Source organism: Pseudomonas sp. CFBP 8771 (assembly GCF_014841695.1).
Lineage (GTDB): Bacteria > Pseudomonadota > Gammaproteobacteria > Pseudomonadales > Pseudomonadaceae > Aquipseudomonas > Aquipseudomonas baltica.
The window spans coordinates 1-21,655 of the sequence record NZ_JACYUJ010000014.1; the positions used below are offsets into that span (position 1 = coordinate 1).

23 protein-coding genes and 2 pseudogenes are annotated in these 21,655 nt (G+C 53.5%); 13 read left to right on the top strand and 12 right to left on the bottom strand.

Going from position 1 to position 21,655, the window contains the following annotated elements; genetic code table 11:
• Positions 1 to 206: 206 nt before the first annotated feature.
• The gene (locus tag IFT80_RS21220) at positions 207 to 1,403 is read right to left on the bottom strand and encodes a hypothetical protein (protein ID WP_192138311.1); all 1,197 of its coding nucleotides are present in this window, start codon (positions 1,401 to 1,403) and stop codon (positions 207 to 209) included.
• A gap of 317 nt (positions 1,404 to 1,720) precedes the next feature.
• On the opposite strand from IFT80_RS21220, the gene IFT80_RS21225 reads away from it, so the two are divergent.
• Positions 1,721 to 2,053 carry a hypothetical protein gene (locus IFT80_RS21225; RefSeq protein WP_192138313.1) on the top strand — a complete coding sequence of 111 codons (333 nt, stop codon included), beginning with the start codon at positions 1,721 to 1,723 and terminating at the stop codon, positions 2,051 to 2,053.
• 232 nt (positions 2,054 to 2,285) lie between these two features.
• Here IFT80_RS21225 and IFT80_RS21230 read toward each other — a convergent pair whose 3' ends face one another.
• Together IFT80_RS21230 and IFT80_RS21235 are read right to left on the bottom strand one after the other, a co-directional pair.
• Positions 2,286 to 4,511 carry a hypothetical protein gene (locus IFT80_RS21230; RefSeq protein WP_192138315.1) on the bottom strand — a complete coding sequence of 742 codons (2,226 nt, stop codon included), beginning with the start codon at positions 4,509 to 4,511 and terminating at the stop codon, positions 2,286 to 2,288.
• 1 nt (position 4,512) lies between these two features.
• Positions 4,513 to 5,667 (bottom strand): ATP-binding protein, encoded by a 1,155-nt coding sequence (locus IFT80_RS21235; RefSeq protein WP_192138317.1) that lies wholly within the window; start codon positions 5,665 to 5,667, stop codon positions 4,513 to 4,515.
• Positions 5,668 to 6,031: 364 nt separating this feature from the next.
• Between IFT80_RS21235 and IFT80_RS21735 the strand changes: the two genes are divergently transcribed.
• The 4 genes from IFT80_RS21735 to IFT80_RS21250 all read left to right on the top strand — a co-directional run bounded on the left by IFT80_RS21735 (position 6,032) and on the right by IFT80_RS21250 (position 8,637).
• On the top strand, positions 6,032 to 6,130 hold the full coding sequence (locus IFT80_RS21735; RefSeq protein WP_342214354.1) for an inositol monophosphatase family protein: 99 nt from the start codon (positions 6,032 to 6,034) through the stop codon (positions 6,128 to 6,130).
• A 131-nt stretch (positions 6,131 to 6,261) separates the two neighbouring features.
• The gene (locus tag IFT80_RS21740) at positions 6,262 to 6,534 is read left to right on the top strand and encodes an inositol monophosphatase family protein (protein ID WP_342214355.1); all 273 of its coding nucleotides are present in this window, start codon (positions 6,262 to 6,264) and stop codon (positions 6,532 to 6,534) included.
• A gap of 105 nt (positions 6,535 to 6,639) precedes the next feature.
• On the top strand, positions 6,640 to 7,518 hold the full coding sequence (locus IFT80_RS21245) for a hypothetical protein (protein WP_192138319.1): 879 nt from the start codon (positions 6,640 to 6,642) through the stop codon (positions 7,516 to 7,518).
• 69 nt (positions 7,519 to 7,587) lie between these two features.
• Entirely contained in the window at positions 7,588 to 8,637 is a 1,050-nt protein-coding gene (locus IFT80_RS21250) for a hypothetical protein (protein ID WP_192138321.1), read from the top strand.
• Positions 8,638 to 9,715: 1,078 nt separating this feature from the next.
• Here IFT80_RS21250 and IFT80_RS21255 read toward each other — a convergent pair.
• Positions 9,716 to 9,955 (bottom strand): annotated as a pseudogene (locus IFT80_RS21255) (alcohol dehydrogenase catalytic domain-containing protein); the annotation flags it as partial.
• 133 nt (positions 9,956 to 10,088) lie between these two features.
• On the bottom strand, positions 10,089 to 11,531 hold the full coding sequence (gene gabD, locus IFT80_RS21260; protein WP_192138323.1) for an NADP-dependent succinate-semialdehyde dehydrogenase: 1,443 nt from the start codon (positions 11,529 to 11,531) through the stop codon (positions 10,089 to 10,091).
• A gap of 433 nt (positions 11,532 to 11,964) precedes the next feature.
• Between gabD and IFT80_RS21265 the strand changes: the two genes are divergently transcribed.
• From IFT80_RS21265 to IFT80_RS21275, 3 genes and pseudogenes are all read left to right on the top strand, one after another.
• Positions 11,965 to 12,714, top strand: coding sequence for an FRG domain-containing protein (locus IFT80_RS21265; RefSeq protein WP_192138325.1), 750 nt, complete (start codon positions 11,965 to 11,967; stop codon positions 12,712 to 12,714).
• A 94-nt stretch (positions 12,715 to 12,808) separates the two neighbouring features.
• On the top strand, positions 12,809 to 13,456 hold the full coding sequence (locus IFT80_RS21670) for a DUF6988 family protein (protein WP_244652508.1): 648 nt from the start codon (positions 12,809 to 12,811) through the stop codon (positions 13,454 to 13,456).
• Between the two features lie 118 nt (positions 13,457 to 13,574).
• Positions 13,575 to 13,673 (top strand): annotated as a pseudogene (locus tag IFT80_RS21275) (transcriptional regulator); the annotation flags it as partial.
• 13 nt (positions 13,674 to 13,686) lie between these two features.
• Here the strand turns inward: IFT80_RS21275 and IFT80_RS21280 are convergent.
• The 5 genes from IFT80_RS21280 to IFT80_RS21300 form a co-directional block, all read right to left on the bottom strand.
• Positions 13,687 to 14,271: a nucleotidyltransferase family protein gene (locus IFT80_RS21280; protein ID WP_096060199.1), complete on the bottom strand. Its 585-nt coding sequence runs from the start codon at positions 14,269 to 14,271 to the stop codon at positions 13,687 to 13,689.
• Positions 14,272 to 14,293: 22 nt separating this feature from the next.
• Positions 14,294 to 15,829 carry an IS66 family transposase gene (gene tnpC / locus IFT80_RS21285; RefSeq protein WP_192138327.1) on the bottom strand — a complete coding sequence of 512 codons (1,536 nt, stop codon included), beginning with the start codon at positions 15,827 to 15,829 and terminating at the stop codon, positions 14,294 to 14,296.
• A gap of 63 nt (positions 15,830 to 15,892) precedes the next feature.
• Positions 15,893 to 16,228, bottom strand: coding sequence for an IS66 family insertion sequence element accessory protein TnpB (gene tnpB / locus IFT80_RS21675; protein ID WP_192138329.1), 336 nt, complete (start codon positions 16,226 to 16,228; stop codon positions 15,893 to 15,895).
• Positions 16,225 to 16,545, bottom strand: a complete 321-nt coding sequence (tnpA, locus tag IFT80_RS21295; RefSeq protein WP_192138331.1) for an IS66-like element accessory protein TnpA — start codon at positions 16,543 to 16,545, stop codon at positions 16,225 to 16,227. Before tnpA ends, tnpB begins: the two co-directional genes overlap by 4 nt.
• Before the next feature lie 159 nt (positions 16,546 to 16,704).
• Complete coding sequence (locus IFT80_RS21300) at positions 16,705 to 17,151, bottom strand: helix-turn-helix domain-containing protein (protein ID WP_192138332.1); 447 nt, start codon at positions 17,149 to 17,151, stop codon at positions 16,705 to 16,707.
• A gap of 181 nt (positions 17,152 to 17,332) precedes the next feature.
• Here IFT80_RS21300 and IFT80_RS21305 point away from each other — a divergent pair, with 181 nt between their 5' ends.
• Positions 17,333 to 17,893, top strand: a complete 561-nt coding sequence (locus tag IFT80_RS21305; protein WP_192138334.1) for a hypothetical protein — start codon at positions 17,333 to 17,335, stop codon at positions 17,891 to 17,893.
• 177 nt (positions 17,894 to 18,070) lie between these two features.
• Here the strand turns inward: IFT80_RS21305 and IFT80_RS21945 are convergent, their stop codons facing one another.
• On the bottom strand, positions 18,071 to 18,409 hold the full coding sequence (locus tag IFT80_RS21945; protein WP_244652509.1) for a DUF7693 family protein: 339 nt from the start codon (positions 18,407 to 18,409) through the stop codon (positions 18,071 to 18,073).
• A 79-nt stretch (positions 18,410 to 18,488) separates the two neighbouring features.
• Here IFT80_RS21945 and IFT80_RS21310 point away from each other — a divergent pair, with 79 nt between their 5' ends.
• From IFT80_RS21310 to IFT80_RS21325, 4 genes are all read left to right on the top strand, one after another.
• Positions 18,489 to 18,992, top strand: a complete 504-nt coding sequence (locus IFT80_RS21310; protein WP_192138335.1) for a 3'-5' exoribonuclease — start codon at positions 18,489 to 18,491, stop codon at positions 18,990 to 18,992.
• Positions 18,985 to 19,371 (top strand): hypothetical protein, encoded by a 387-nt coding sequence (locus tag IFT80_RS21315; RefSeq protein WP_192138337.1) that lies wholly within the window; start codon positions 18,985 to 18,987, stop codon positions 19,369 to 19,371. The genes IFT80_RS21310 and IFT80_RS21315 overlap by 8 nt, the downstream gene beginning before the upstream one ends.
• Positions 19,372 to 19,461: 90 nt before the next feature.
• Positions 19,462 to 19,830, top strand: coding sequence for a histone-like nucleoid-structuring protein, MvaT/MvaU family (locus tag IFT80_RS21320; protein WP_192138339.1), 369 nt, complete (start codon positions 19,462 to 19,464; stop codon positions 19,828 to 19,830).
• 795 nt (positions 19,831 to 20,625) lie between these two features.
• Positions 20,626 to 21,255, top strand: coding sequence for a hypothetical protein (locus IFT80_RS21325; RefSeq protein WP_192138341.1), 630 nt, complete (start codon positions 20,626 to 20,628; stop codon positions 21,253 to 21,255).
• A gap of 104 nt (positions 21,256 to 21,359) precedes the next feature.
• Here the strand turns inward: IFT80_RS21325 and IFT80_RS21330 are convergent.
• On the bottom strand, positions 21,360 to 21,655 hold a 296-nt coding region (locus IFT80_RS21330; RefSeq protein WP_244652510.1), incomplete at its 5' end, for a hypothetical protein.

Here is a 21,655-nt window from a genome sequence, read left to right on the forward strand (position 1 = left end):
TCTGCTCATCGAACACCTCTGTGTGGCGAGCATTCTCGCCTAAATGGGTGTCCGGTTTCATTAGGCCACTACAAACAGTAGCTATGCATGTTCCGGTAGCGACTATGACAGGATGATCTTTCCAGCTCATTGTGCCTCCTTCAGTGAGGGCTGTGAGACGGCGCGATTAGACAGATGTGGTTTATTAAAGTGCGCAGCGACTTGGTTTAAAAAATCCTGTTATCCCCTCTGATCCACTCGACTCCAGATTGGAGGTGAGAGTTGTTGCGTAGGATCTGCTCCACTTTTTTGGAGACCATGACACCTTCAGGATGGAAGAGTTTTGCGCGATTGAAATCAAAAATGAAGTCGATCTTATGTTTGATCTCTATTCTATATTCTTCTCGAGCCCTGTTTTGGATGGTTTTTCGAAATTCGCCAACAAATCCATGGAGTAGTTCTAGTTGATGTGTGAATTTGTCATTGCTGTTGATTTCAACATCCATGAAAAAACCATAGCTCTCATAATCTGAGGTGCATACTGCAGTATCGGTCGCACTCAGCCCCCAGAATAGCCCATCGGCTGCCATACTGCTCCAGTGAAGACCGTAAAATGCTCTGGGAAGAGATGCTCCAGCAAACTTCTGATAATTAGGTATCTGCAGGATGTTCTCGAAGTGAGACTCTAGATATATAGTTGCCGGAATGGTTTTTTGATCGTTGTATTTCTCAAGCTTGTGGTTTTTTCTTAGGTCTAGGCATAGGCTGGTTCTGCCTTCCCCAAAAGGCTTAATAGAATTCGACAGTATCTCTCGTTGCGCGTGGGTGAAATTATTGGATAGCTCATCTACTATGTCAGCATCTGCCTTTGCGAGGGCTCCTGTCACCTTGACAATCTTGTTCAACTCCGAATACAGACTCTCGTGAGAGATGACGAGCAAGGGCTTTTGAGTTCTGTCGATAATTTCTGGTTTTAATTCGTCGCCAGAGAGTCTTTCTAATAAAAAAGTGGATAGATCTGGAGGGTATAAAAAATATATGTAGTTTAATTTTCCCTCAATCTCGATCGGGGGGATGGTTTGGATAGGGTACTGGCCGGCAAAGGTCATCATTCCAAGTTCAATTTTCATGGTAGAAGCCTGCCAAGTCGGTGAGGCTTTGGTACTTGTCATTTTTAAAATGGTGTCTGAATCGAATCTTGGTCGTGATGACATTACGTAAGGTGAAATTAATCCTTCGATCGTGACTAGACTACCAATTCCGGTTACTCCACTGTAATAATCCTCGACCGCCCGATCCAGTGTTACGACACTGGACTGACGATAATGCTTCACGGGGAGGATTATGGCGTTGGCATATTTTTTAATGGACATCAGCAAAGACATCCCTTTTTCAAACAGTTCTACTGCTTCTATAGCGTCCATTCCCTGTTCCATTCTACGCTTTCAATGGCTGAGTTTTAAAGATTGACACTGATGACTGCAACGATAGTTTTTTGCCTCTGTGCTTCAAGGCTAAAACACTCGTTTCACTAAAAGGTGTCGTGGGCAGTGATATTAGCCAATCCAAGTATTGAAAGCAAAATGTATCTAAGGCATTCACTGGGTAATCTCATACGGCTTCACGTGGGAGACTGAAATGAAGCCCAGCCCCTTTGATGGACTAGACACTGACAGCTTTTTCTTGCGATACGAGTAGAGTCAATCACCGATGGATGAGTGCGTCTCCTTCGGGAATCGGCATGACATCAGATTTCACTGAAGAAGCAATGCGCCAAGCGCTTTTCGGTACGCCCGCGCTCGCTCCGCAGATCACCGCTCTACTACCCACAGAGCCCGTCCCTGAGATCATGTTCGTGAAGCCAAGGGCGCTGGCAGCCGAGAAGAAAATGGCCAAGGCATTCACTCCGCGACTGCGAGTAGCGCTCCGGGTGGGCAATGTGTTTGAAGGCAAAACGTTTGAGCTGATTCATGAGGCCGACACGCTCAGCAAGCTCTTGGCAGAGCAGGATGCTGTCAAAGCCGCCAAGAAAAAATACCGGTATGTCGAGATAGTGTTGGTCAAGTCGATGTAGGTGGTCGCGCGGGTAGTCTGGGGAAGCAAATATGCATTCCCCTCGACACTCTTTAGTGAGTCCAGTTTGACTGAGGCAGAAATGCCCGCGAGTTTTCGGGACTGCCGACCCTGCGCCGCTGGCCATCTGTCCCCGTGTATTGAAGCCTCTAGCTCTGCAACGCCCACCGCTTAGCACAATGTTGGCCCTACAGCGCAGCTGCCCCCTAGAGCTAAGCTTTCATCAGCTAGGGTTAGATAGGGGCTACATCTTCCCCCAACAGGAATCTGATGTTGTCGACCTTTCCATGCAACGCATTCTTGAGGCCGATACGTAGTCTCTCGTCGACTTCTTTGTGTAGGCGAATTTTTCCAATAGCTAACGCGGTGACGAATTCCATGGACGCATCCCCGCGCTCAAACCCATGACCCTGAACCACTCGCAAAATAATATCGGCCATTGATGTGCTGTGAGTTTCATGAGTGCTGTAATCAAGTTCTGTGGGCAACGCCGCGCGCAGGAATGCGCCCTGAATAATGCCGTCATCGTATCGTGAGAAGACTTCTGGGGAGAGGAGAACCTGCTGCAGCTCGCCAGATTCGAGGCGTTTTGAGTCGTCGATCTTAGCGTTCTCTCGGGCGTTCTGCAGGATCCACAGAATTGTCAGGAATATATCGGTGCAAGCCGCTACGGTTACGTCTTTAAGGTTGCTCACGAATGCGAATCCTTTGGTGAGCATCATTTGGCCTGGGTGGTAGCTGCTCGGCCAAAAGGCATGGTCAGATAGCCCGGTTGATGCCGCCTCATCAAAAGCGGCTACGCGAGTTTTGACTTGATTCGAAGTTCCGCTTTCGTCGAAAGCCGTCAAGCTATTTAGCAGCTCTTGCTCCAGCCTCCAGTGACTATTGCATGCGAGGCTAGCCGCCGGGATGTCGAGAAATGCCTTGAAGACGTACTTCCGGCTTCCCTTTGGAGGCTGAGTGAGGTTGTCGCTGAGCTCTTTCATCAACTGATAGGATCGACCCAGAAGGGCTCCTACCAGATAGATCCTAGTGCCAGTATTCTGGGCTGATCGCAACCGCCGGCTGATGCCCAGCAGTACCGTCCCGCGTTCGGCGGCTGCGGCAACGATTATTACTGAGCCATCGAATTTGTTCTTAGGCTCGAAATCACGAGCGCTCACCACATCGCAGTTCAAGCCCCTGGCCTTGAGAAACGTTAAGGCGTCCTGAGCCATTTTTTCGCTCGCCCTGTCATCGTCATGAATTATCAGGGAGGTCGAAGCAGGTGATTCCTCCATAAGCATTTGGTTGAACCACTTAACAAAGTCTGTCGTGTTCACGAGCTTGTCTTTATTTACTTGGACAGTTCGATGTCTCTCCCGGTTAGGGATCTGACTGAAGCATGTGAAGAGCCCCTGGCCCATGAAAGAGTGAAATCTCGTCTGAAGGCCGTCCGGAAGATGGCCCATGCTGATGTTGAGAATTCGTGTTTCGGTGTGCTGAGCGACGAAGCGCTCGCCATGAATCCGGATGAGCCTCCTGCCCTCAGTGGGTTCAGACTCAGCCATGGATTCGAAATCTTCTGGCTTGTTGATGGTGTGCAGGACTTTGCACGAATCGGAAGCACTCAAAAATGATAGGAACGTGGCGACGCGACAGGGTTGTACCCGATTTACCCTGACCCACTCCGCAGCCAAGCCGCAGTTGGTTGAGGCCGAAATCAAGCAGAGCGAGTTTGGGGCGTCTGGCAAGGAGCCATCTTTCAAGCCGTCATGGGAGTGGAACGACTTGATGTTATGGATCGTTTGGTTACCGAATTTTGCCTGAAACAGCTGTATCGAAAGGGCGACCGGCAGAAATGCCATCGTGTCTAGGTAGATCGTGTTCGGCGCACCCAAGGTATCGTTTGAAGCGTTTTGGATGATCTCCAAGCATGCGAAGGCCAGGAAGTGCGAGTGCAGCGTCTCCGTGAGCAGGTTTTCCGCACGAATAAAGTAGTTTGAGGCTCTGGATGAGGGTTTTGAGAACAAGAAGCCGGCAGGAGCTTTTGTCAGCACTGAAGTGCACTTCACCAGCTTCCTCATCCCCGCCTGGACAATATTGTCAGACCCCGACGTTATCAGATTGCCTACGTCTTTGTGATCGCCGGCTACATTCACGTATTTCGAGATTTCGCCGTGCTGGTTAAAAAAGGCAAATCCATAAGACGGCGCTCCCTTTTCCGCGCGCCGCTCTAGAGCAATCGCCATGGGTGAAGCGCTATCCGCGCAGAGCTCCCTGATCAACCTGTTGTGGCAGTCAGGGACGAGAAACGCGACGTGATCCGGAAGGACATAATCACTCAAGCGTTTTTGAAGCGCTTCAGTGATGTGAGCATCCGTGATCATGTCCGGGCCGACAAAAAACACCACGACGTGAGCAGGCTCAGCGCCGGGGGCGGGGGTAAGAATAGCTTCGAAATCGAACAGATCTGGCATCTCAGTTCACCGGAATACAGATGGTGAATACAGTGCCTTCAGCCGCCATCAGCTCACGGTCACCGCTCCAGTTTTTTGGGTTGTACTCCACGACCTGATCGTGGCCTTGGAACGCCTGATATAAACAAACCCGGCCAGTGCGAAGACGGACATAGGCCTTGAGCTTGTTGAGTGCTTGGACGGCGTTATGTAGACCCATGCCGGACGTCGCTGAATCCTTGGTCGTGATGTGTTTTTTGAAACACTCAAGAGTCGCGCTCAGTTCTTCCTCGAGAGGAAGCTCAATCAAGTCGGCCACCGGAACTCCTTTCTTGGCCGATAGCCACCGACGAGCTAAGCCAGGGCCACTGTCGATCACGGAGATTTCGAGGAAATCTAGGTGTTCTCCTTTGAGCATGTTCCTCATGACGAACAACGCGAACTGCGGCTCCTTGTCGGAGTGCTTCTGGATGTCCTCATTATTGATACGGCTAGCTTTTACAGATGTGCCACGAAGACCTTTCTTGTACTTCACGCCGTAGACATCGGTGACGGAATGCTGGTCGGCATTGGCGATCAATTCGGCGAGTACACTGCCCAATGCAGGCAGACCGCTTCGGTGCAGGAAGTTTTTTTCCTGCTTGGTATGCATTAGGGCCGAGGACATCTCGATGAGGCTGGCGAACGATGCATGGGAATGAATGTGTGGCGTGCTACCGCCATAGTAAAAGGGTTTGATGAACTCTCTCTTGGCGAAGTTGATGCTGAAGAGATTGATCACATTGGGGCGCGCGCCTCGGTCGTGCGCAGTATTACGAAGATCGCCTTCATACATCGCTTCGATGAGTGGCCTGATGACCGTCAGCGCATCGCGTTTCGCAATGGTTTCGTGCTTTTCAGTGACGATGTAGGACGACATGATGAGCGCGGCCAAGCCGGCTGCATTCCTGCCAAGCAGAGATATCTGCTCTGACGCACTCTCCGCTCCAGCGTAGAGATGGAGTTCACTGGTTTCATGCGCGCGTGCCCAACTGATCACCAACTGTGCAAGGGCTGCGTCGACGCCTAACGGGCCACCATGACTCATGCTTTTCGGAAGGCGAAGTGAGTCGTCTTGTTGGCTTTCAGCGTAAAGGTCTTCGATTTCGTAGGTGTTCAGGTTTTTGGATATGTTCATCGATACCTCTGACAGTCCCTTTGCACGAGTGCAAGTCAGACCTGTTTGCAAACCGGTTGGTGATCATATAGCTAGCCCGCGTTAGGAGTAAGTAGCCTTTTCGACGAAGGGCTTTTTCGGGCAGCATTCCGGGCTTCTCGTGCAAGATAATCACCGTGCTGACCTCGTCCGTTCCTATCGCAGAACTCCAGGCTTTCGCTGAAAAGCTCTCTCGCGCAGCAGCAGAGATAACGCTGCCGGCTTTCCGATAAACAACAGAGGTCAAAAACAAGCTTCAGGCAGGATTTGACCCGGTAGCGGCTGCTGACAAGGGGCCGAGCAGGCGACGTTCCAGCTGATCCGTACTCACTATCCTGAGCATGGCATCCTCGGAGAGGAATACGGTCATGTGCAGGGGGCATCGCCGCTGACGTGGGTCTTAGATCCTATCGACGGTACACGTGTGTTCATTGGGGAACGTTGATTGCCCTCAAAGATGGTCAGCGGCCGGTGTAGGGTTTGATGAGTCAGCCGTTCACCCAAGAAGCCTTTGTTGGTACACCATAAGGCGCCTGGCTCAATGGGCGGCCGCTGAGAACTGGCTCCTGCAGTCAGATTGAGAAAGCGGTACTGATGAGCACCTCCCCGGAGCTCTTCGAAATTCCCGAGCGCCGGAAAGTGTTTGATCAAATTGCATCTGGGGCTCGGCTGACCCGTTTCGGGGGTGATTGCTATGCGTATTGTATGCTCGCGATGGGACTGGTCGACGTTGTGATTGAGGACAATCTGAAGCCTTACGATGTGCAGGCATTGATCCCCATCATCGAGGGCGCGGGGCGGATCACGGCTCGGGCTCGATACCATTGCGACGCAGCCTGCGTTCGGTGATAGTTCATTCCTCCACCGAGCGGTATGTGGGGTCTGGGGTCGACAGACCAGGCGTGTGAATCTATATGCTGGCACACTTCACCATTTGGCACAGGCTTAGATCTGATGGATCGAAAAATCTCAGCATCACAACGCTTTAAAAAACTAAAAAGAAATCTAGTCGAGGCCATTCCTAGATTCCCGAATAATAAGGCAACTCTTCAGGCATTGCAGGATATGAAGTTTGTGCCGCTGCTGGTCACCTATCTAAGTTGGAAAGTTCGGCTGGTCGAGCAGAGACCTAGGCGGGTGGTGCGCACCAAAGTCCTGCGCTCCCATGAGGCTTTCCCCCGTTTGAGACCAAACATTGATGCGTTTCTTGCGGCCGTGGAAGCTGGGGAGGATTTGATACCCTATTTGTCATCGGCAGCTGCATCGGAGGGGTTCACGCCGCCTGATCCGAATCATGAGAAGGGTTTATGGGCGGACAAGGATTTACTACTCAATGTGATGGGCTTTCATCATTTTCACCTTGGGATGACAACAGATCCGTCCGGATATTACGCACGAACAAATGAAGTCTTATTCGCACTGGTCGGCCGTGATCAATTTGAAGTCATCGGCCTGTTTACTCACGAAGCATTCAAACGTTCGAGCCCAGGACATCTCACTCCTGAAAGGCGCAGCTTGTGGGCAGCTTACGAGAAGCGGCTCGCGGAGGACAGAGTGCCAGGCGAGATTTACATCGGAGGCATGGCTGGCATGGGCATCGCTGGCTCAGGTGTGCCGGTGGCGATTGTTGAAACGGCCTTCCAGTACGTCAGAAGGATTGAGGAATACGAGAAGAATTTGGAGAGTTTTGAATTTGCCAAGACACTCTACAGCGACGGTAACATCCCCGCTAAATCAAAGTTTGTGTGGGGATTTGATCACCTCGATCTTGTGCTCATCGATGCAGGGGCAAGCCAACTGGTAAGGATCGCGAGAGGGCTTGGTAGCGACTGATTGGAACCGTCTCAAATCTGGCTCTTAAGAGCCTCGAAGGCTCCCCTAAACCTGAAGCAGGATTTCTACATGGTGATTAGAAACCGAGGCGCAGCCTCTGTTCGATCCGCATTCGCGTTGGTTGACATGGTGGCTGATCTCCTTCAGCGGCTGGGGAAACGGGACGTTGTTAAGAAGCCCAGACACATCGAAGTCGAGCCGGACATCGTGTTTGGGGATCGTGACGATCTGACCGTAGTAGAGTTGAAATTCTATCGGCGCTGGTCACCGCCTGCTCCGGGTCTGTTCCGTAGCGCCTTGGAGTACACCAGGCTGTGTAAAGGGGAGATAGGTGCTTCCAAAGCTGTGCTGATTATCACCTGCCCGATGAGGCCCAAATACGAAGAGGTTGCCGGGAGGTTTCCTGAGGTTGAGATTTGGGACGAAGGCCGATTGTTTGAGATGGTTGCCCCTTTTCCGGACTTACGGGCTCAGCTTGAGGAGTTACTGGAAGTCGATGCGCCGGCAAGCGTTGGAGATGAATTACTTCAAATTCCCGGCTTTCTAAAGAAGGAGGCAGTGGATGAAGATCTTGTATCTCCGAAGCCAGGCAGGGAGCTCGCCGACGAGCTATTGGCCATCGAGCGTGGCCGGGACATGGCAACGGCGTTTGAGACCGCCTGCATAGACGCGCTGAAATACCTCTTTGATCACGACCTTCATGGCTGGCATGTGCAATCGCGAACTGTAGATGGCCTGCATCGCAGAGATTTGGTTTGCCGTATTCTGAAGAAAGCTGGCGAAGTATGGCTGCTCATGATGGAAGACCTTGGTAGTAGGTATGTGGTGTTCGAGTTCAAGAACTACAGCAAACCCATCACGCAAAGCGAGATCATCACCACTGAACGATACCTGTACCCATCGGCTCTGAGAAAAGTCGCGATCGTCATCTCTCATGAAAAATGTGCCGATTCCGCCGAGGCGGTGATGGCCGGCGCGATGCGAGAGCACGGGAAAATGATCCTACCGCTCTCAGTGCCTGAGATCGTTGATCTGCTTCTGTCGAAAGATGAGGGATCAGATCCAAACAGTTATCTGTTCCAACGAGTCGATGAGTTTCTTATGGGGCTTGGCAGATAGGCCGTTAGAGTCTAGACATCAGTCAGCAGCGCGAACCTAGAAAACTGGACGCTTATACTGCGGTTTTGAAGAATGATCGGCTACCCGAAATAGTTTACTCGGGACAGTCGGAGCCGACGGAAGACATGCCGCCATGACTTCTTACCCCCGAATGACGCAAAATAAAAAACCCGCCTAAGCGGGTTCTTTGCCATCAAATCCATCCAACATCCTAGTCAGCAGCTTTCCGAGCAGTGGCAGATCAATCCATGACCTCTGAGGTACGTCATGTTCCTCGGCTGATGGATCCAATTTATGGCTTTGCGGTTGATCTGTAAACGGCAGGTTTGCTCTCCGTTTTGTAAGCCTTTTCCTACACCACGCCCAGCGAGGTTTGGTAGTCGTCCCAACAAAAGTCGGAAGTTGTTCTGCCCAATCGGCGCTAAAGAGAACCCGGATCCAATGCGCACTATGTCTCGCCGCCGTTGGTTTCACTCGCGAGAAGTGATACGAGGCAATCAGGGCACGATAGCCAGTCTTGAGGAATCTCCATCAAGAACGGCTCACCTGGTTTCAGCTCCATGGATGATTCTTGGCGCATGGATTCCATCTGTTCCGCTACCCCATCGGCAAACCAACGAGGTGACTCAAACTGGGTCGCGGTTCGCAAGAAATGAAATTCACTGATCCTGAAGACGCCCACCCGATCGCTCCAGTCGGCCGCGATGCTTTTGCTTTCACTACGGCCATTTTCCTTATTGATCCGCAGGGCAATCTGCATTGCAGTCGATCCATCCATGATGATCACCGGCTCCAGCTCCCGTTCATCCAGCAACAGCTTGACGATAGCCAGGTCGATTAGAACTAAGCAGGTAAATCTTTCCTGCATGAACAATACGGTGTTGGCTGGCGACAACGATGCAGTAAACGATTTATGAGGAAGCCAGGATGGCTCAGGAGTTAGGGCGACGACCAAGGTCGTAGGAGTCTGTTGTTGTTTCAGCAACTCAAGGAATGGCGCAATCCGGGGTTCATCAGTTTGAGTGCACAGATAAGTCAGGCCCGGCTCGGGGGATACCGTTGCCATCCCGTCGCTATCTGGGCCAACGGGGTATGTTGATTTCAGAAGGTTTTGCGCAGTTATACCTTTGAACAAGGTCGCCGCCGCAGCTTTAAAGCTCACATCATCAGGGAGTTTGACCAGGCGATTTGCGGGCACCAGTCGTCCGCTGGCATAGCCCCCTAGCGGCCCTGTGGCATAGCCTACGCGATCCCCGACTTCGATCCCTTCAACGCCCTTGCCAACAGCGGAAACGACACCAGCCCCTTCCAGCCCTATAGCTTGCGCTGCATGCCGTGTTTGGATGAGTTAAAGGGTAGCGACACCAGCAAATCCGCCTTTGGTGTCGCACGGTTGAGAGGAAATGCCCAAGCAGAAGTCAGGCATTGACGCGTCAGGTGATCTCGCTGAATCAGATGCTCAGGCAGAGGTATTTGATTTCCAGATAGTCCTCGATGCCGTACTTGGAACCTTCACGACCCAGGCCCGACGCCTTCACACCGCCGAACGGCGCGACTTCGTTGGAGATCAGGCCGGTGTTGATGCCGACCATGCCGTATTCCAGCGCTTCGGCCACACGGAACACGCGGCTCATGTTCTGCGCGTAGAAGTACGAGGCCAGACCGAACTCGGTGTCGTTGGACATCGCGATCACTTCGGCTTCGTCTTTGAAGCGGAACAGTGGGGCCAGCGGGCCGAAGGTTTCTTCCTTGGCGACGGCAGCGTCTTTCGGCACGTTGATCAGAATAGTCGGTTCGAAGAAGTTGCCTTCGATCAGCTTGCCGCCGGACAGCACCTTGGCGCCTTTGCTCAGGGCGTCGTCGATGTGTTCCTGCACTTTCGCCACGGCCTTGCCGTCGATCAGCGGGCCGGTGGTGGTGCCTTCAGTCAGGTCGTCGCCGACTTTCAGTTTGGCCACGGCGGCTTTCAGCTTCTCGGCGAAGGCGTCGTAAACTGCGTCCTGCACGTAGATGCGGTTAGCGCAGACGCAGGTCTGACCGTTGTTGCGGTATTTGGAGATGATCGCGCCTTCGACGGCCTTATCCAGATCGGCGTCGTCGAACACGATAAACGGCGCGTTACCGCCCAGCTCCAGCGAGACTTTCTTGATGTCGTGGGCGCATTCGGCCATCAGCTGCCGACCGATTTCGGTCGAGCCGGTGAACGACAGCTTGCGAACGATCGGGTTGCTGGTCAGCTCGGTGCCGATGTCGCCAGCGCTGCCGGTCACGACGCTGAACACGCCTGCAGGAATGCCGGCACGCTCGGCCAGTTCGGCCAGGGCCAGTGCGGAATACGGGGTCTGCGAAGCAGGCTTGAGCACCATAGTACAACCGGCAGCCAGTGCAGGGCCGGCTTTGCGGATGATCATCGCCGCCGGGAAGTTCCACGGGGTGATCGCTGCGGTGACGCCGATTGGTTGTTTCAGCACGATCAGACGCTTGTCCGGTTGGTGGCCCGGAATCACGTCACCGTAAACACGCTTGGCTTCTTCAGAGAACCACTCGATGAACGAGGCGGCGTAGGCGATTTCGCCCTTGGCTTCGGCCAGCGGCTTGCCTTGCTCCAGTGTCATGAGACGGCCCAGGTCTTCCTGGTTCTCAAGCATCAGCTCAAACCAGCGACGCAGCTTGGCACCACGTTCTTTGGCAGTCAGAGCACGCCAGGCCGGCAGGGCTTTGTCGGCGGCTTCGATGGCGCGGCGAGTTTCAGCAGCACCCATTTTAGGCACGGTGCCCAGGATCTCGTTGTTCGACGGGTTGTTGACCCTAATGGTCTGGCCGCTATCGGCATCGGCCCAGGCGCCATTGATGTAGGCTTGCTGGCGGAAAAGCTTGGAGTCGTTCAGCTGCATCAGTCCATTCTCTTGGTTGGAACTTTTGTTCCGAGTTGATTGATCTGTCCGCATCAAACGGCGCTACCTGTTACTGCGCTGCATGCTGAGTCTAGGAGTTCCAAACGGTTGTAAATACTGAATATGCAGGAATGATATTTTCATAACTAAAGAATGACTCCACTCTCGCCCTGATCATCAAAAATTGATGCCGTTGCTCAGCGAACGCTTCACAGCACCGTGTTTTGAGCCTGTTTAGTCACACTAGCTACTAACCTCATTGGCGCGGGCCACCGCGTCTGAATGACGAATGATCCTCAGCACGCTGAAAATTTCTGGCGGCGCTGCGTCCGAGGTTCCCATCCCATCTGCCATCCCAAGAAGGTTCAACGTCCATAGACAAGCTGATGTCACTTGGCTACCTTGAAGCTTTGGGCGCTGTTCAAGGACTGAAATGATCATCACAACCGTCGAATGTGCTAGCTGGGCTGATTTTAAACAGAGCGTCATCAGTGAGTTGTTCCCCAGAGGTAGCTTCCACAAAGGCCGCTTTCTTTTTCGTGGGCAGGGCGGGGAGTCGTGGAAACTCGCATCGACTTTTGATCGATGGTTTGAGGGTTACAAAGGGCTGCCGACCAATAAGATTGGAGTCGCTGATACCCTCTTGAACGGATTTATTCGCGAGTGTGAGTTGGAGGATATACCACCAGAGGTTCGAGCTGACCGCATGATGATGCTCAGTCTCGGGCAGCACCACGGGTTGCCCACAAGGCTCTTGGACTGGAGTGAGAGCCCTTATGTGGCTGCCTTTTTCGCCTTTAGTGGACACATCCGGCATGGGAACCCGACCGAGGCGAACGTTGCGATATGGGTGTTGGAATCGGGACACTATATATGGACTGATCAGCACGGGTGCGCAATCGTCAACGTGCCCAGCTTCGGGAATGAGCGTATTCGGAACCAGCACGGAAGGTTCACCTACCTAAAAACACCTGCGAGCTCCATCGAAGAGTATGTGGCCCACTGCAATGGCGATGACATCGCATTAAGAAAATTTCTCGTCCCAGTCAGGGATTCAGCCACTGCGATGGCTGACCTTGACGCCATGGGCCTCAGCCATTCTCGTATCTATCCAGGGCTTCAGGGCAACGCTAAATCAGCCGAAGTCAGGGCCATCCTCAACATGTACGCGGAGAGAACTTGAGCGAGCTGTAGGGGCGTTGACTGAGGTTCCGAGCCGGGCTGCAATCGTGAGGCCGAGGTTTAAAGCAATGAATGACAATGACTGAGTAGCATAAGTGGACAATCAATCAATAACGGCATTGCTGGATCGGTCAGACGACTTGAACATTGAGATTCTCCATCGGCTCGAGAATCGCCAGGCTTTCCCAGAACCGCGTTATGAGGCAGGGCTGACAGCCTGTGGTATGGCTCTTGAACACGCACTTAGCCTTCGCATGCTCCTACGGTGCAACTGCTATACCTCGGCTTTTTCCCTGATCCGGCTTCAGTACGAAGCGCTGACTAGGGCGGTTTGGCTCATGTATGCAGCAACTGATGTACAGGTAGAGCGTCTCACTGCGCCGCTTTCACTTCAAACTGAGGCTAGCGCCAAGAATTTGCCGATGTTCAGTAAGATGCTGGAAGAGGTTGCGCAGAAGGCGCCGCCGCAAGCGTCCAGAATGCTGAGCCACTTCAAGGACGTGAATTGGCACGCGATGAACTCGTATGTCCACAGTGGCATCCACCCACTCCGGCGCCACGCCGAGGGGTACCCTCCGCAGCTGATCCAATCAGTGATCCGAAGCAGCAATGGATTGAACATGATGATCCTGATGGCCGGCAAGATATTGACCGGCGATGCGGAGTGCCACGGGGTTATAAGGGCTATGCAGGAGGAGTACGTACACATTCTGCCCGATCTAGTTGAGCGACCAGAAAGTTAGACTCCTTGGACTGAATGAGCCGTTGAGGCTTGATTTTGTGCTGCGTAATTGAGGTGACTGATAGGGGGTTCTCAACTAGCATATCGCATCAATAATCCAGCACCCATGAGGTTTTCAAATGTCTCGTCTCGCCGAGTTTCGCAAACTTGAACAACAGCTCGCAGCTCAGCTTGCTGAGCTAGAAACGCTGAAAAACGATGATGGTTTGAAGAAAGAGAGTAAGCGTCCGGTTAAGTCACCTTGACGCAACGGCTGGGAGGTAGCCCCGAGAGCGTAAGCATTGGCCAAACCTTCAACCAGTTTTTGGACGTGACGCGGTCTTGATAAATAGCATTTTTATCTGTAGCAAATCTTCCTGCTGGCCGGATTATCAAGTCGAAAAGATCATCAAACCCCAACGGGGCAGCGATTTCATATGTGCCGTCCTCCCGCAGTCTTATCGCTACAGCTGTGGCAGTTTCTGGCCAGTAACGCATTGCATCGGTCGCCGACTGATAGGGCTCATCGCCGTTCTGAACATGCATTCTCGCTTGGTTTTTCACAGACCACAGTACGTTCGGGTCTAAGTCTCTGAGGACTGCCTCCAGGGCTTCATCTTGCTCGGGGGTAGAACGCGTGGCATCAAACCAGATGACATCAACGTCTGTTGAGACCGTAGATACGCTGCGACCGTGCAGATGATCCCAAACCGCGTTTCGGACGAAACCTGCTCCTATCCAGCAGTCGGGCAAGTTTAAGGAGCGCACTATTTCGAGCATCCTTCGCCGAATGGGGTCATCCGAAATAATTGCTTGAATTGTCGAGCTATTGTCCACTTGGAAGATCACCTCATTGAAGCTAGGCCTGCACCCACTGATGCGGCAGCAATTGCCCGATCTCACTGGCCCGCTGTGTCGGCAACCGCGTCAGCACATCTTTGAGATAGGCATACGGGTCATGCCCGTTCATGCGCGCCGACTGGATCAAACTCATGATCGCAGCCGCTCGTTTACCACTGCGCAGCGACCCGGCAAACAGCCAGTTCGAGCGCCCGAGTGCCCATGGTCGTATCTGGTTCTCGACTTGGTTGTTGTCGATGGGCACAGCCCCATCGTCCAAGTAGCGCGTCAGCGCTACCCAGCGTTTTAGGCTGTAGTCGAGGGCTTTGGCCGTGGCTGATCCGTTGGGCACTAGGTCACGCTGGGCCAACATCCACTCATGCAGTGTTTTGCTGATCGGTACCGCCAGTTCCTGACGTATTCGCCAACGATCTTCATCACTCATGTCCCGCGCCTGGCGTTCGATGTCGTACAAGCCGCTTATCGAGTGCAGCGCCTGTTCAGCCAACTGGCTTTTGTTCGCCACATGCAGATCGAAAAACTTGCGACGGGCGTGGGCCATGCAACCGATTTCAGTGATGCCTTGCTCAAAACCAGCTTTGTAGCCAGCGAAGTCATCGCAGACCAACTTGCCGCTCCAGTTGCCCAGGAAGTTACGCGCATGTTCGTCGGCACGGCTTGGGCTGAAGTCGTAAACCACCGCTTTGAGCGCCGAAAACGGCGTAGTGCTATAGGCCCAGACGTAGGCTCGGTGGGTTTTCTTCTCGCCCGGCGCAAGCAATTGTACCGGTGTTTCATCGGCGTGAATTACGCTTTGGCTCAGCACCGCTTCACGCAGAGCATCGACCAGCGGCTGGAGTCGCACGCCGGTTTGTCCGACCCACTGGGCCAAGGTCGAGCGAGCGATGGCCAGCCCGGCGCGGCCAAAGATTTTCTCCTGCCGGTAGAGTGGCAAGTGATCGGCAAATTTGGCCACCATCACGTGGGCCAACAGGCCTGCGGTTGGAATACCTTTGTCGATGACCTGCGCTGGCACCGGCGCCTGGATCAGTGTTTCGCAATGACGGCAGGCCCATTTGCCACGCACATGTTGCTCGACCGTGAACACGCCTGGCATGTAATCCAGCTTTTCGCTGACATCTTCGCCGATGCGCTGAAGTTGGCAGCCACAGGCGCACTGGGTGTTTTCTGGTTCGTGACGAATCACAGTGCGCGGAAACTGCGGTGGCAATGGCGCACGTTTGGGCGATTGCCGTGGCTCGGCCTGTGACGAAGCGGGAAGAAGCTGTTTCAGCTCGGCCTCGATAGCTTCAAGGTCTGTATCGAGCAGGTCATCCAGCAAGCTGCCTTGCGCCGGGCTGATTTGCTCGCTGCGCTTGGCAAACTTGTGGCGTTTGAGCAGGGCGATTTCGAACTTGAACTGTTCGATGAGGATCTCATCGTTCTGGATCTTCCTGCTCATCGCCTCGACCTGGGACTGCAATTGCAACGCCTGTGCCGCCAAGGCACGAAGCTGTTCCGGAGTCATCTGGTCGAGAATGGGCGAGAAAGTCATGCCGCCGATTGTGCCAGAGCAGGCCCGAAACAACGACAAGCAGACCGGTCAAATGGTCGGCGATTACAGCATGCTGATCACACCACCTGCGCCGACGCGCTGCCACGGCAGGCCCAGCACCAAAGCCTGGAGTTGTTCGCTGTCGAGTTCGACCTCGCACCCATGGCGAATGCCGGGCCAGTGGAACTTGCCTTGATTCAGCCGCCGCGCTGCAAGCCAGACGCCCACGCCGTCATGCACCAGCACTTTCATTCGATTAGCCCGGCGATTGGCGAATAGATAAGCGCAGTGCGGCTTCGCCGCACCGAACACCGCGATCACGCGGGCCATTGCCGTTTCGGTGCCGGCGCGCATGTCCATCGGCTCGGTGGCCAGCCAGATTGCATCGATACGGATCATCGAGCGACAGCCCGGATAAATTGCGCGCAGCCCTCGGGATCTGAGGTTGGCCATTTAACGGTGATCACTTGGCCGGCGATGAGCAACTCGATGATCACTGACGCTTCGACTGGCCGTTTAGGTGCGGCTTTTAGCGGGACGAATGCCGGTAGTGAAGTTGCTGCGGGCTGGTCTCGATAAAGCGGCAACCATTTGCGAATGACATTGGCGTTGATGCCGTGGCTGATGGCGACACTGGACACCGTTGCGCCAGGTTGCAGGCATTCCCGAACGACTTGGGCTTTGAATGGTTTCGGATAAGAGCTTCGTTGGCGCATGGAAATCCTGGCGATAAGGGTGATCGCGTCCACTTAAAAATACGCGGACACCATCGCCCTTAATGCTGGAGTTCGGAAGGTGAGTTCGCCGGACGCTTACGGCAGCTTGGATTTGGAGTACAAATGTTCTCTAAGGCATCAATACGCCATGGTCTTCAGTCACCAAGCCCTAGCGACAGTGGATTTTGATAGGACGAGCTCGGCCGCAGTTTCGCGCTGAGTTAGACCTCTAGCTTTGCATGCTTGAATAGCCGCAGTCCGGTCGTCCCTGGCGGCGTTCTTGGCTTGCTGTCCTCCCAGTTCAAGCTGCCGACCCAATTCGGCAGGCCCGCCCAGACGACCAAACTCGTGCAAATCAGATTTGATCCTTTCGAGGATGGTGTCCGTAGACACCGCGCGTTCAGCAGACTGCAGCAGAACCATCAGGGTGGATGGTTCCACTTGTAGCGTTTGAGCCAACTGGACGAGCATCTGAAGACTGATATTCGAAAAGCCGGCTTCGAGCTTGTACAGGTGCTTGCGATCAGCGGGCAATTCCGCCTGGCTTATACCCTTTAGCGTTCTGAGAGCGCGGATCACAGCCGCGAGTGCGAAGCGGGACAGCATAAGACAGCTCCAAGAAATGGAGCATGAAGTCAGATTGCCATGCCCCACTCGACGGTCTATAGCCCCCTCTGTGGGGCGGGCTTCGGCGCTCGTGACTTCTGGAACGATGCTTCCAGCCTGGCTGGCCAACCTGGTGCGGCTGCCTCACATTTTACGAATGGCTAAATTCATAGGATATGTAGTGATTAAATTCGACTGCGCTAAGGTCTCTGGGAAGCTCGATTACGTCAAAGTGACTGATCGTATGAACAAAGGGATTAAAGCGACCGTGAGTCTTGATGGTCAGAAAATACCCAATATCCAAATGGAGACACAGTTCTTCGAAGAATTGAATGAAGGTGATAACGTTACGCTGTACACAATCGTCAAAAACTCTAAGAGTAAAGAAAAGAATTTCGGCATCTTATATGGCTTTGAGAGCGGTAGCGGTGTAAAAAACTTCGCTACCAAGTATCGGTTGCAGGTACCTTTTTTGCTTCTTGTCTATGCATTCATAGCTTTCGCAGTTGTATTCGTCGTCGGATGGCCGATTTCACTTTACCTGCTAATGTTCTTGAACTTGGCAGAGCCGGGTAGCGGACTCACACAAATCACTACTTGGGCTTTCGTAGAAGCCTGCTTAGCTGCGGCGTTTTTCCTACACGCCGCTTGGCGGATGCTAAATGCCACATCTGATCCTCAGTCCTGGATGACTATGGATCCTGCAACGCTGTCCAGTCGTTTCAGCAAACTTCATAAGTGATGGACTGGGGCGGGCTGTCATCGATGTCCTCGCGCTTGTCCACATCGTCGAAGTTGATCGCAAGCGGAGCGCGCCGGCACGCGGATGAAAGACCGGAGGGCCAAGACGCGGCGGTTTAGCGGCTTGGTTCACGACAGCCGGCCCCCGGCAGGGTGCGCACCTAACTTCTAAACCAATTTAAAGCTGGTGCAGCATCCCTTCTATTGTTCGGTGCTCCCAAGTCGACAGCAGGGCGATTGGGTCAGTCCCGAAACGGTCGCCTGAATCAAATGACCAGCGTCTACCGTCCGGGCACCGGCAGTCCTCGCAATAGTCGAGTTCACCACAATCGTTGAAGATCGTGATGCTCCATCCCTCAATGTCGACCGTGAACATCCCAGCATAGAGCTCGTCCCAAGTCTGAGCGCATACCCTGACCATGGCGCGTCGCCCGAATATGGCATCGCGTAGTACCTGGCAAACCTCCCTTGCTGTGAGCGCAGGTTTAGGTTCGTCAGGGCAGTAGGTTAAAGTCATAAAAGAAACCAGCCGGCTTTGATCGTTTTGCCAAAGGTACACCGGCACGCATGAACCATGTACTCACAGGGAGGAGAAGATGAAGCTATTTTTGGACTGTGAGTTCACTCGGCTCAACCGAGACACGAAGTTGATTTCGCTGGCACTCGTGTCCGAGGCCGGCCACGAATTCTACGTCGAGCTCACAGATACCTACCGAGCGGCAGACTGCAGCGACTTCGTGATCCAGAACGTCCTACCTCAACTCGACCTGGCTGCGCACGGACAAACCTTGGTCGGAGCCCAATCCTCACTGCTCGCTTTCCTGAGTGGTCTGGAAGGCCCCCTCGAGGTTTGCTCCGATGCTCCAGAATGGGATTGGGATCTCTTCTGCCAACTAGCCTACGTAGATCATCGTTGGCCAGGTAACGTTGCCAATCGCGCGACTAACCTGATCCTGCTATTCAGGCATCTCGAAGCGGATGATATCGACAACGTGACGCTCCCGGAACTTCCACATCACGCACTGCTGGACGCTCGCCTCATAGCCGACCTTTATCGTCGACTGACTGCCGGTTCCAATCGAGGCACTGCACATGGCTGATGATCTTCGTACGCGTGAGTCTGTTAGGCGCAAAGCCCTCTGGGCACTTTCGCACCTAGTGCCGGGCAACCCACAAGCCGTCGCTATTTTGAATGTGCTTGACGACATTGAAGACCAAGAGCGCGTCGATTTAAACCAGAGTCATCCACATCTCGATATTGATGCTGTCCGCAAAGCAGTCCTGATTGAGCGCCACAGTTCCAGTATCAACATCGTTGACGAGGCCAGTATTCCACAGCCGTGGCGTGAGCGTTTTCTACAAGCGAGCATCGGCTCGACGCGCTTGGTCGATGGCCCATACGCTCATGATTGGGAAAAATTTCTGGCTCAATGGCAGGTTGAAATGCGGCACCTGGATGCTCACAGGTCAGCAAGGTGAGCATCCAGCGTTTAGCCTCGGACGCACCTTCGATTGTCTACAGTTGGCGGCACTGACTATACTGGCACCGCTGACTATCTGAGGTGCTCCATGTCCCGTCTTGCTGAATTCCGCGCGCTTGAACAGCAGCTTGCTGCCCAATTGGCCGAGCTTGAAACACTGAAAAACGATGATGGTCTAAAGCGTGAGATTGAATTCGAAACGAAACTTCGTGACCTGCTAGGTGAGTATGGTTACAGCTTGCGCAATATCGTCGCCATCCTGGATCCTCAGTCCAATGGCCGCCGCGCTCCAGCTGTTGCTGAGGCTAAGAGCACCCGCAAAGCTCGCACAGTCAAGGTTTACAAAAACCCTCATTCAGGTGAAGTGGTTGAGACCAAAGGTGGCAATCACAAAGTGCTGAAGGAATGGAAAGCCGAGCACGGTTCCGACACAGTCGAGAGCTGGCTGGCCCGGTAAAAATCTGTTGAGTACAAATGAAGGGCCCTGCGGGGCCCTTCTTTATGGAGGGGAGAGGAAATGCTTCGTTCAGCAGCGCTTGAGCTGGGGAGCAACGGCAGCAATGTTCGTCCCACCAATGCGGATGGCCTGGCGATAAAGTTAGTCATCTACTGATTTTCGTGCGAGGTACGGGGTGTTATGCCCGTGTCTAGACGGCTGGATAGACACCGTCATGCCGTCTATTCTCTAGGAAGCACGGAGGCGGACTAAATGCAGTCTGCGGCCAATTAGAGCGAAAGGAGCAACCAGTGAAGGTTCCATCAAGTAGAAATCCATCCATCTCCACTTCGAAAAATCCGATCATAGCAACCTCGCTGAACCCTACGGCGACTCTCCAACTCTGGAAGAGATAGCACAGGCCTTTGGAGCTGAATTGTTGAATATCTATCGGCTGGCCGATGCCCACGTCGAACGGACGATTGCTCAGTATGCCCCGTGAATGCGGCCGGGCGGATTGGCGAGGGCACTGGCCACCGCCAAGCGCTAATCAGCGATCGAGGGATACAGCATCCACAGGAGATGCGCGACGTGGGGGAAGAGCAGTCTGAGAATCTGGTTTTCATCGTTCATTTAAGGTCTTGTCCGGCATCACCCCCTCCGATACGATCATCCTCGGCTCTCCGCCGAAGCTCTGGTCGACTTGAAAAAGAGAACGTCCCACCCGCCTCAACAATCTGCTATCGGCATCCGGATTTCCCGGTTATTCGCTAACGACAAAACGCCCAGCACAGCGACACATTCCGGAATTTTCAGATGACAGACTTCATCAAGGCAGCTGCATTTGCAGCAAAAACATCCCTCGCTGCCAAAGGCATCAGAGTCCAGCACGGTCTTGCGCTGGAGCTCATCGCTGCGTTTCTGGGCTACACCACCTACGCCGCGCTTGTGGTTGAGGAGAGTAGAGAGGATCTGAAACATCATCTGGCTGATGCTGAGGTTATCGTTCTCGATTACCAGGGTGGTGTATCTCGGCTGGCTGAGCTCAAAGTGTTGCAGGCCTTCATTGTTCAGGATTTCATCGATGCTATCGCCAATTGTCGCGATGGTGTGTTTCCAGATCTGCCCGAGTTTCTCGATGGTTATGTTCAACAAGAGCTTCGGGATGTGATTCTTTCGGATGAGGGTGTCATCGCCGCCGCAGGCTCTGAGTCATTTTCGGTTGAGCTGGAGGAGCGAAGATCGTTCAGCGAGCCGCTTTGGGGGGCTTCTGATACCTGGGAAGTATCTGGTTTTGGCACAGTCCATGGAATGGATGATCGTGCTGATCCCGACGATGAGGATCTTGAGGCGGCGGACGCTATCCGTTGCTTTGCCTGGGTCAAGTTTTCCAAGGCGGGGCGGGCTGGCCTCAAGTTCCAGCGCAGCGGCGGTGAGTCTCTTTAGAGCACGGATCCACCGACGGCGCGAGCGACGAGCAAGGGTGTTTTACCAGACTCGGGTCACGCATGGTTGAGACGATACGGGATGGGCGTGTGGCCTCCGACGTCTCAAACCAATCTCAAGCCACCGGGTGTGTCGATGTCGCCGGCCGCATCCTTTTCTCGCCTCGCTTCACCCATGCGCATCAGCAAATTCACCGCTCCTTGGCGGGTGATTACTCCACAGATTTGTAGAGTCGTGATTTGGCTTTCCAGTATCCCGTGGAATCGGTGGTACATCGCATCCGCAGCCTCCAGTTTCAGCCTGTTCGCAAGATTTCGTTCGAAGCATTCAATTTCGCTTGCTCGTAACGGATGTGGCGGTTTTTTAGCTGCCATGCATGTGATCCTACTGATTAAGGGTA

Excerpts from the sequence above, each read along its gene's own strand:
- IFT80_RS21225 (WP_192138313.1), top strand. The coding sequence starts at position 1,721 with ATGACATCAGATTTCACTGAAGAAGCAATGCGCCAAGCGCTTTTCGGT.
- tnpA (WP_192138331.1), bottom strand. The coding sequence starts at position 16,545 with ATGCGCCAACGAAGCTCTTATCCGAAACCATTCAAAGCCCAAGTCGTT.
- IFT80_RS21310 (WP_192138335.1), top strand. The coding sequence starts at position 18,489 with ATGAAGCTATTTTTGGACTGTGAGTTCACTCGGCTCAACCGAGACACG.
- IFT80_RS21265 (WP_192138325.1), top strand. The coding sequence starts at position 11,965 with ATGATCATCACAACCGTCGAATGTGCTAGCTGGGCTGATTTTAAACAG.
- IFT80_RS21245 (WP_192138319.1), top strand. The coding sequence starts at position 6,640 with ATGGATCGAAAAATCTCAGCATCACAACGCTTTAAAAAACTAAAAAGA.
- tnpC (WP_192138327.1), bottom strand. The coding sequence starts at position 15,829 with ATGACTTTCTCGCCCATTCTCGACCAGATGACTCCGGAACAGCTTCGT.
- IFT80_RS21945 (WP_244652509.1), bottom strand. The coding sequence starts at position 18,409 with ATGACTTTAACCTACTGCCCTGACGAACCTAAACCTGCGCTCACAGCA.
- IFT80_RS21325 (WP_192138341.1), top strand. The coding sequence starts at position 20,626 with ATGACAGACTTCATCAAGGCAGCTGCATTTGCAGCAAAAACATCCCTC.
- IFT80_RS21320 (WP_192138339.1), top strand. The coding sequence starts at position 19,462 with ATGTCCCGTCTTGCTGAATTCCGCGCGCTTGAACAGCAGCTTGCTGCC.
- IFT80_RS21220 (WP_192138311.1), bottom strand. The coding sequence starts at position 1,403 with ATGGACGCTATAGAAGCAGTAGAACTGTTTGAAAAAGGGATGTCTTTG.
- IFT80_RS21315 (WP_192138337.1), top strand. The coding sequence starts at position 18,985 with ATGGCTGATGATCTTCGTACGCGTGAGTCTGTTAGGCGCAAAGCCCTC.
- IFT80_RS21250 (WP_192138321.1), top strand. The coding sequence starts at position 7,588 with ATGGTGATTAGAAACCGAGGCGCAGCCTCTGTTCGATCCGCATTCGCG.
- IFT80_RS21300 (WP_192138332.1), bottom strand. The coding sequence starts at position 17,151 with ATGCTGTCCCGCTTCGCACTCGCGGCTGTGATCCGCGCTCTCAGAACG.
- IFT80_RS21235 (WP_192138317.1), bottom strand. The coding sequence starts at position 5,667 with ATGAACATATCCAAAAACCTGAACACCTACGAAATCGAAGACCTTTAC.
- tnpB (WP_192138329.1), bottom strand. The coding sequence starts at position 16,228 with ATGATCCGTATCGATGCAATCTGGCTGGCCACCGAGCCGATGGACATG.
- IFT80_RS21230 (WP_192138315.1), bottom strand. The coding sequence starts at position 4,511 with ATGCCAGATCTGTTCGATTTCGAAGCTATTCTTACCCCCGCCCCCGGC.
- gabD (WP_192138323.1), bottom strand. The coding sequence starts at position 11,531 with ATGCAGCTGAACGACTCCAAGCTTTTCCGCCAGCAAGCCTACATCAAT.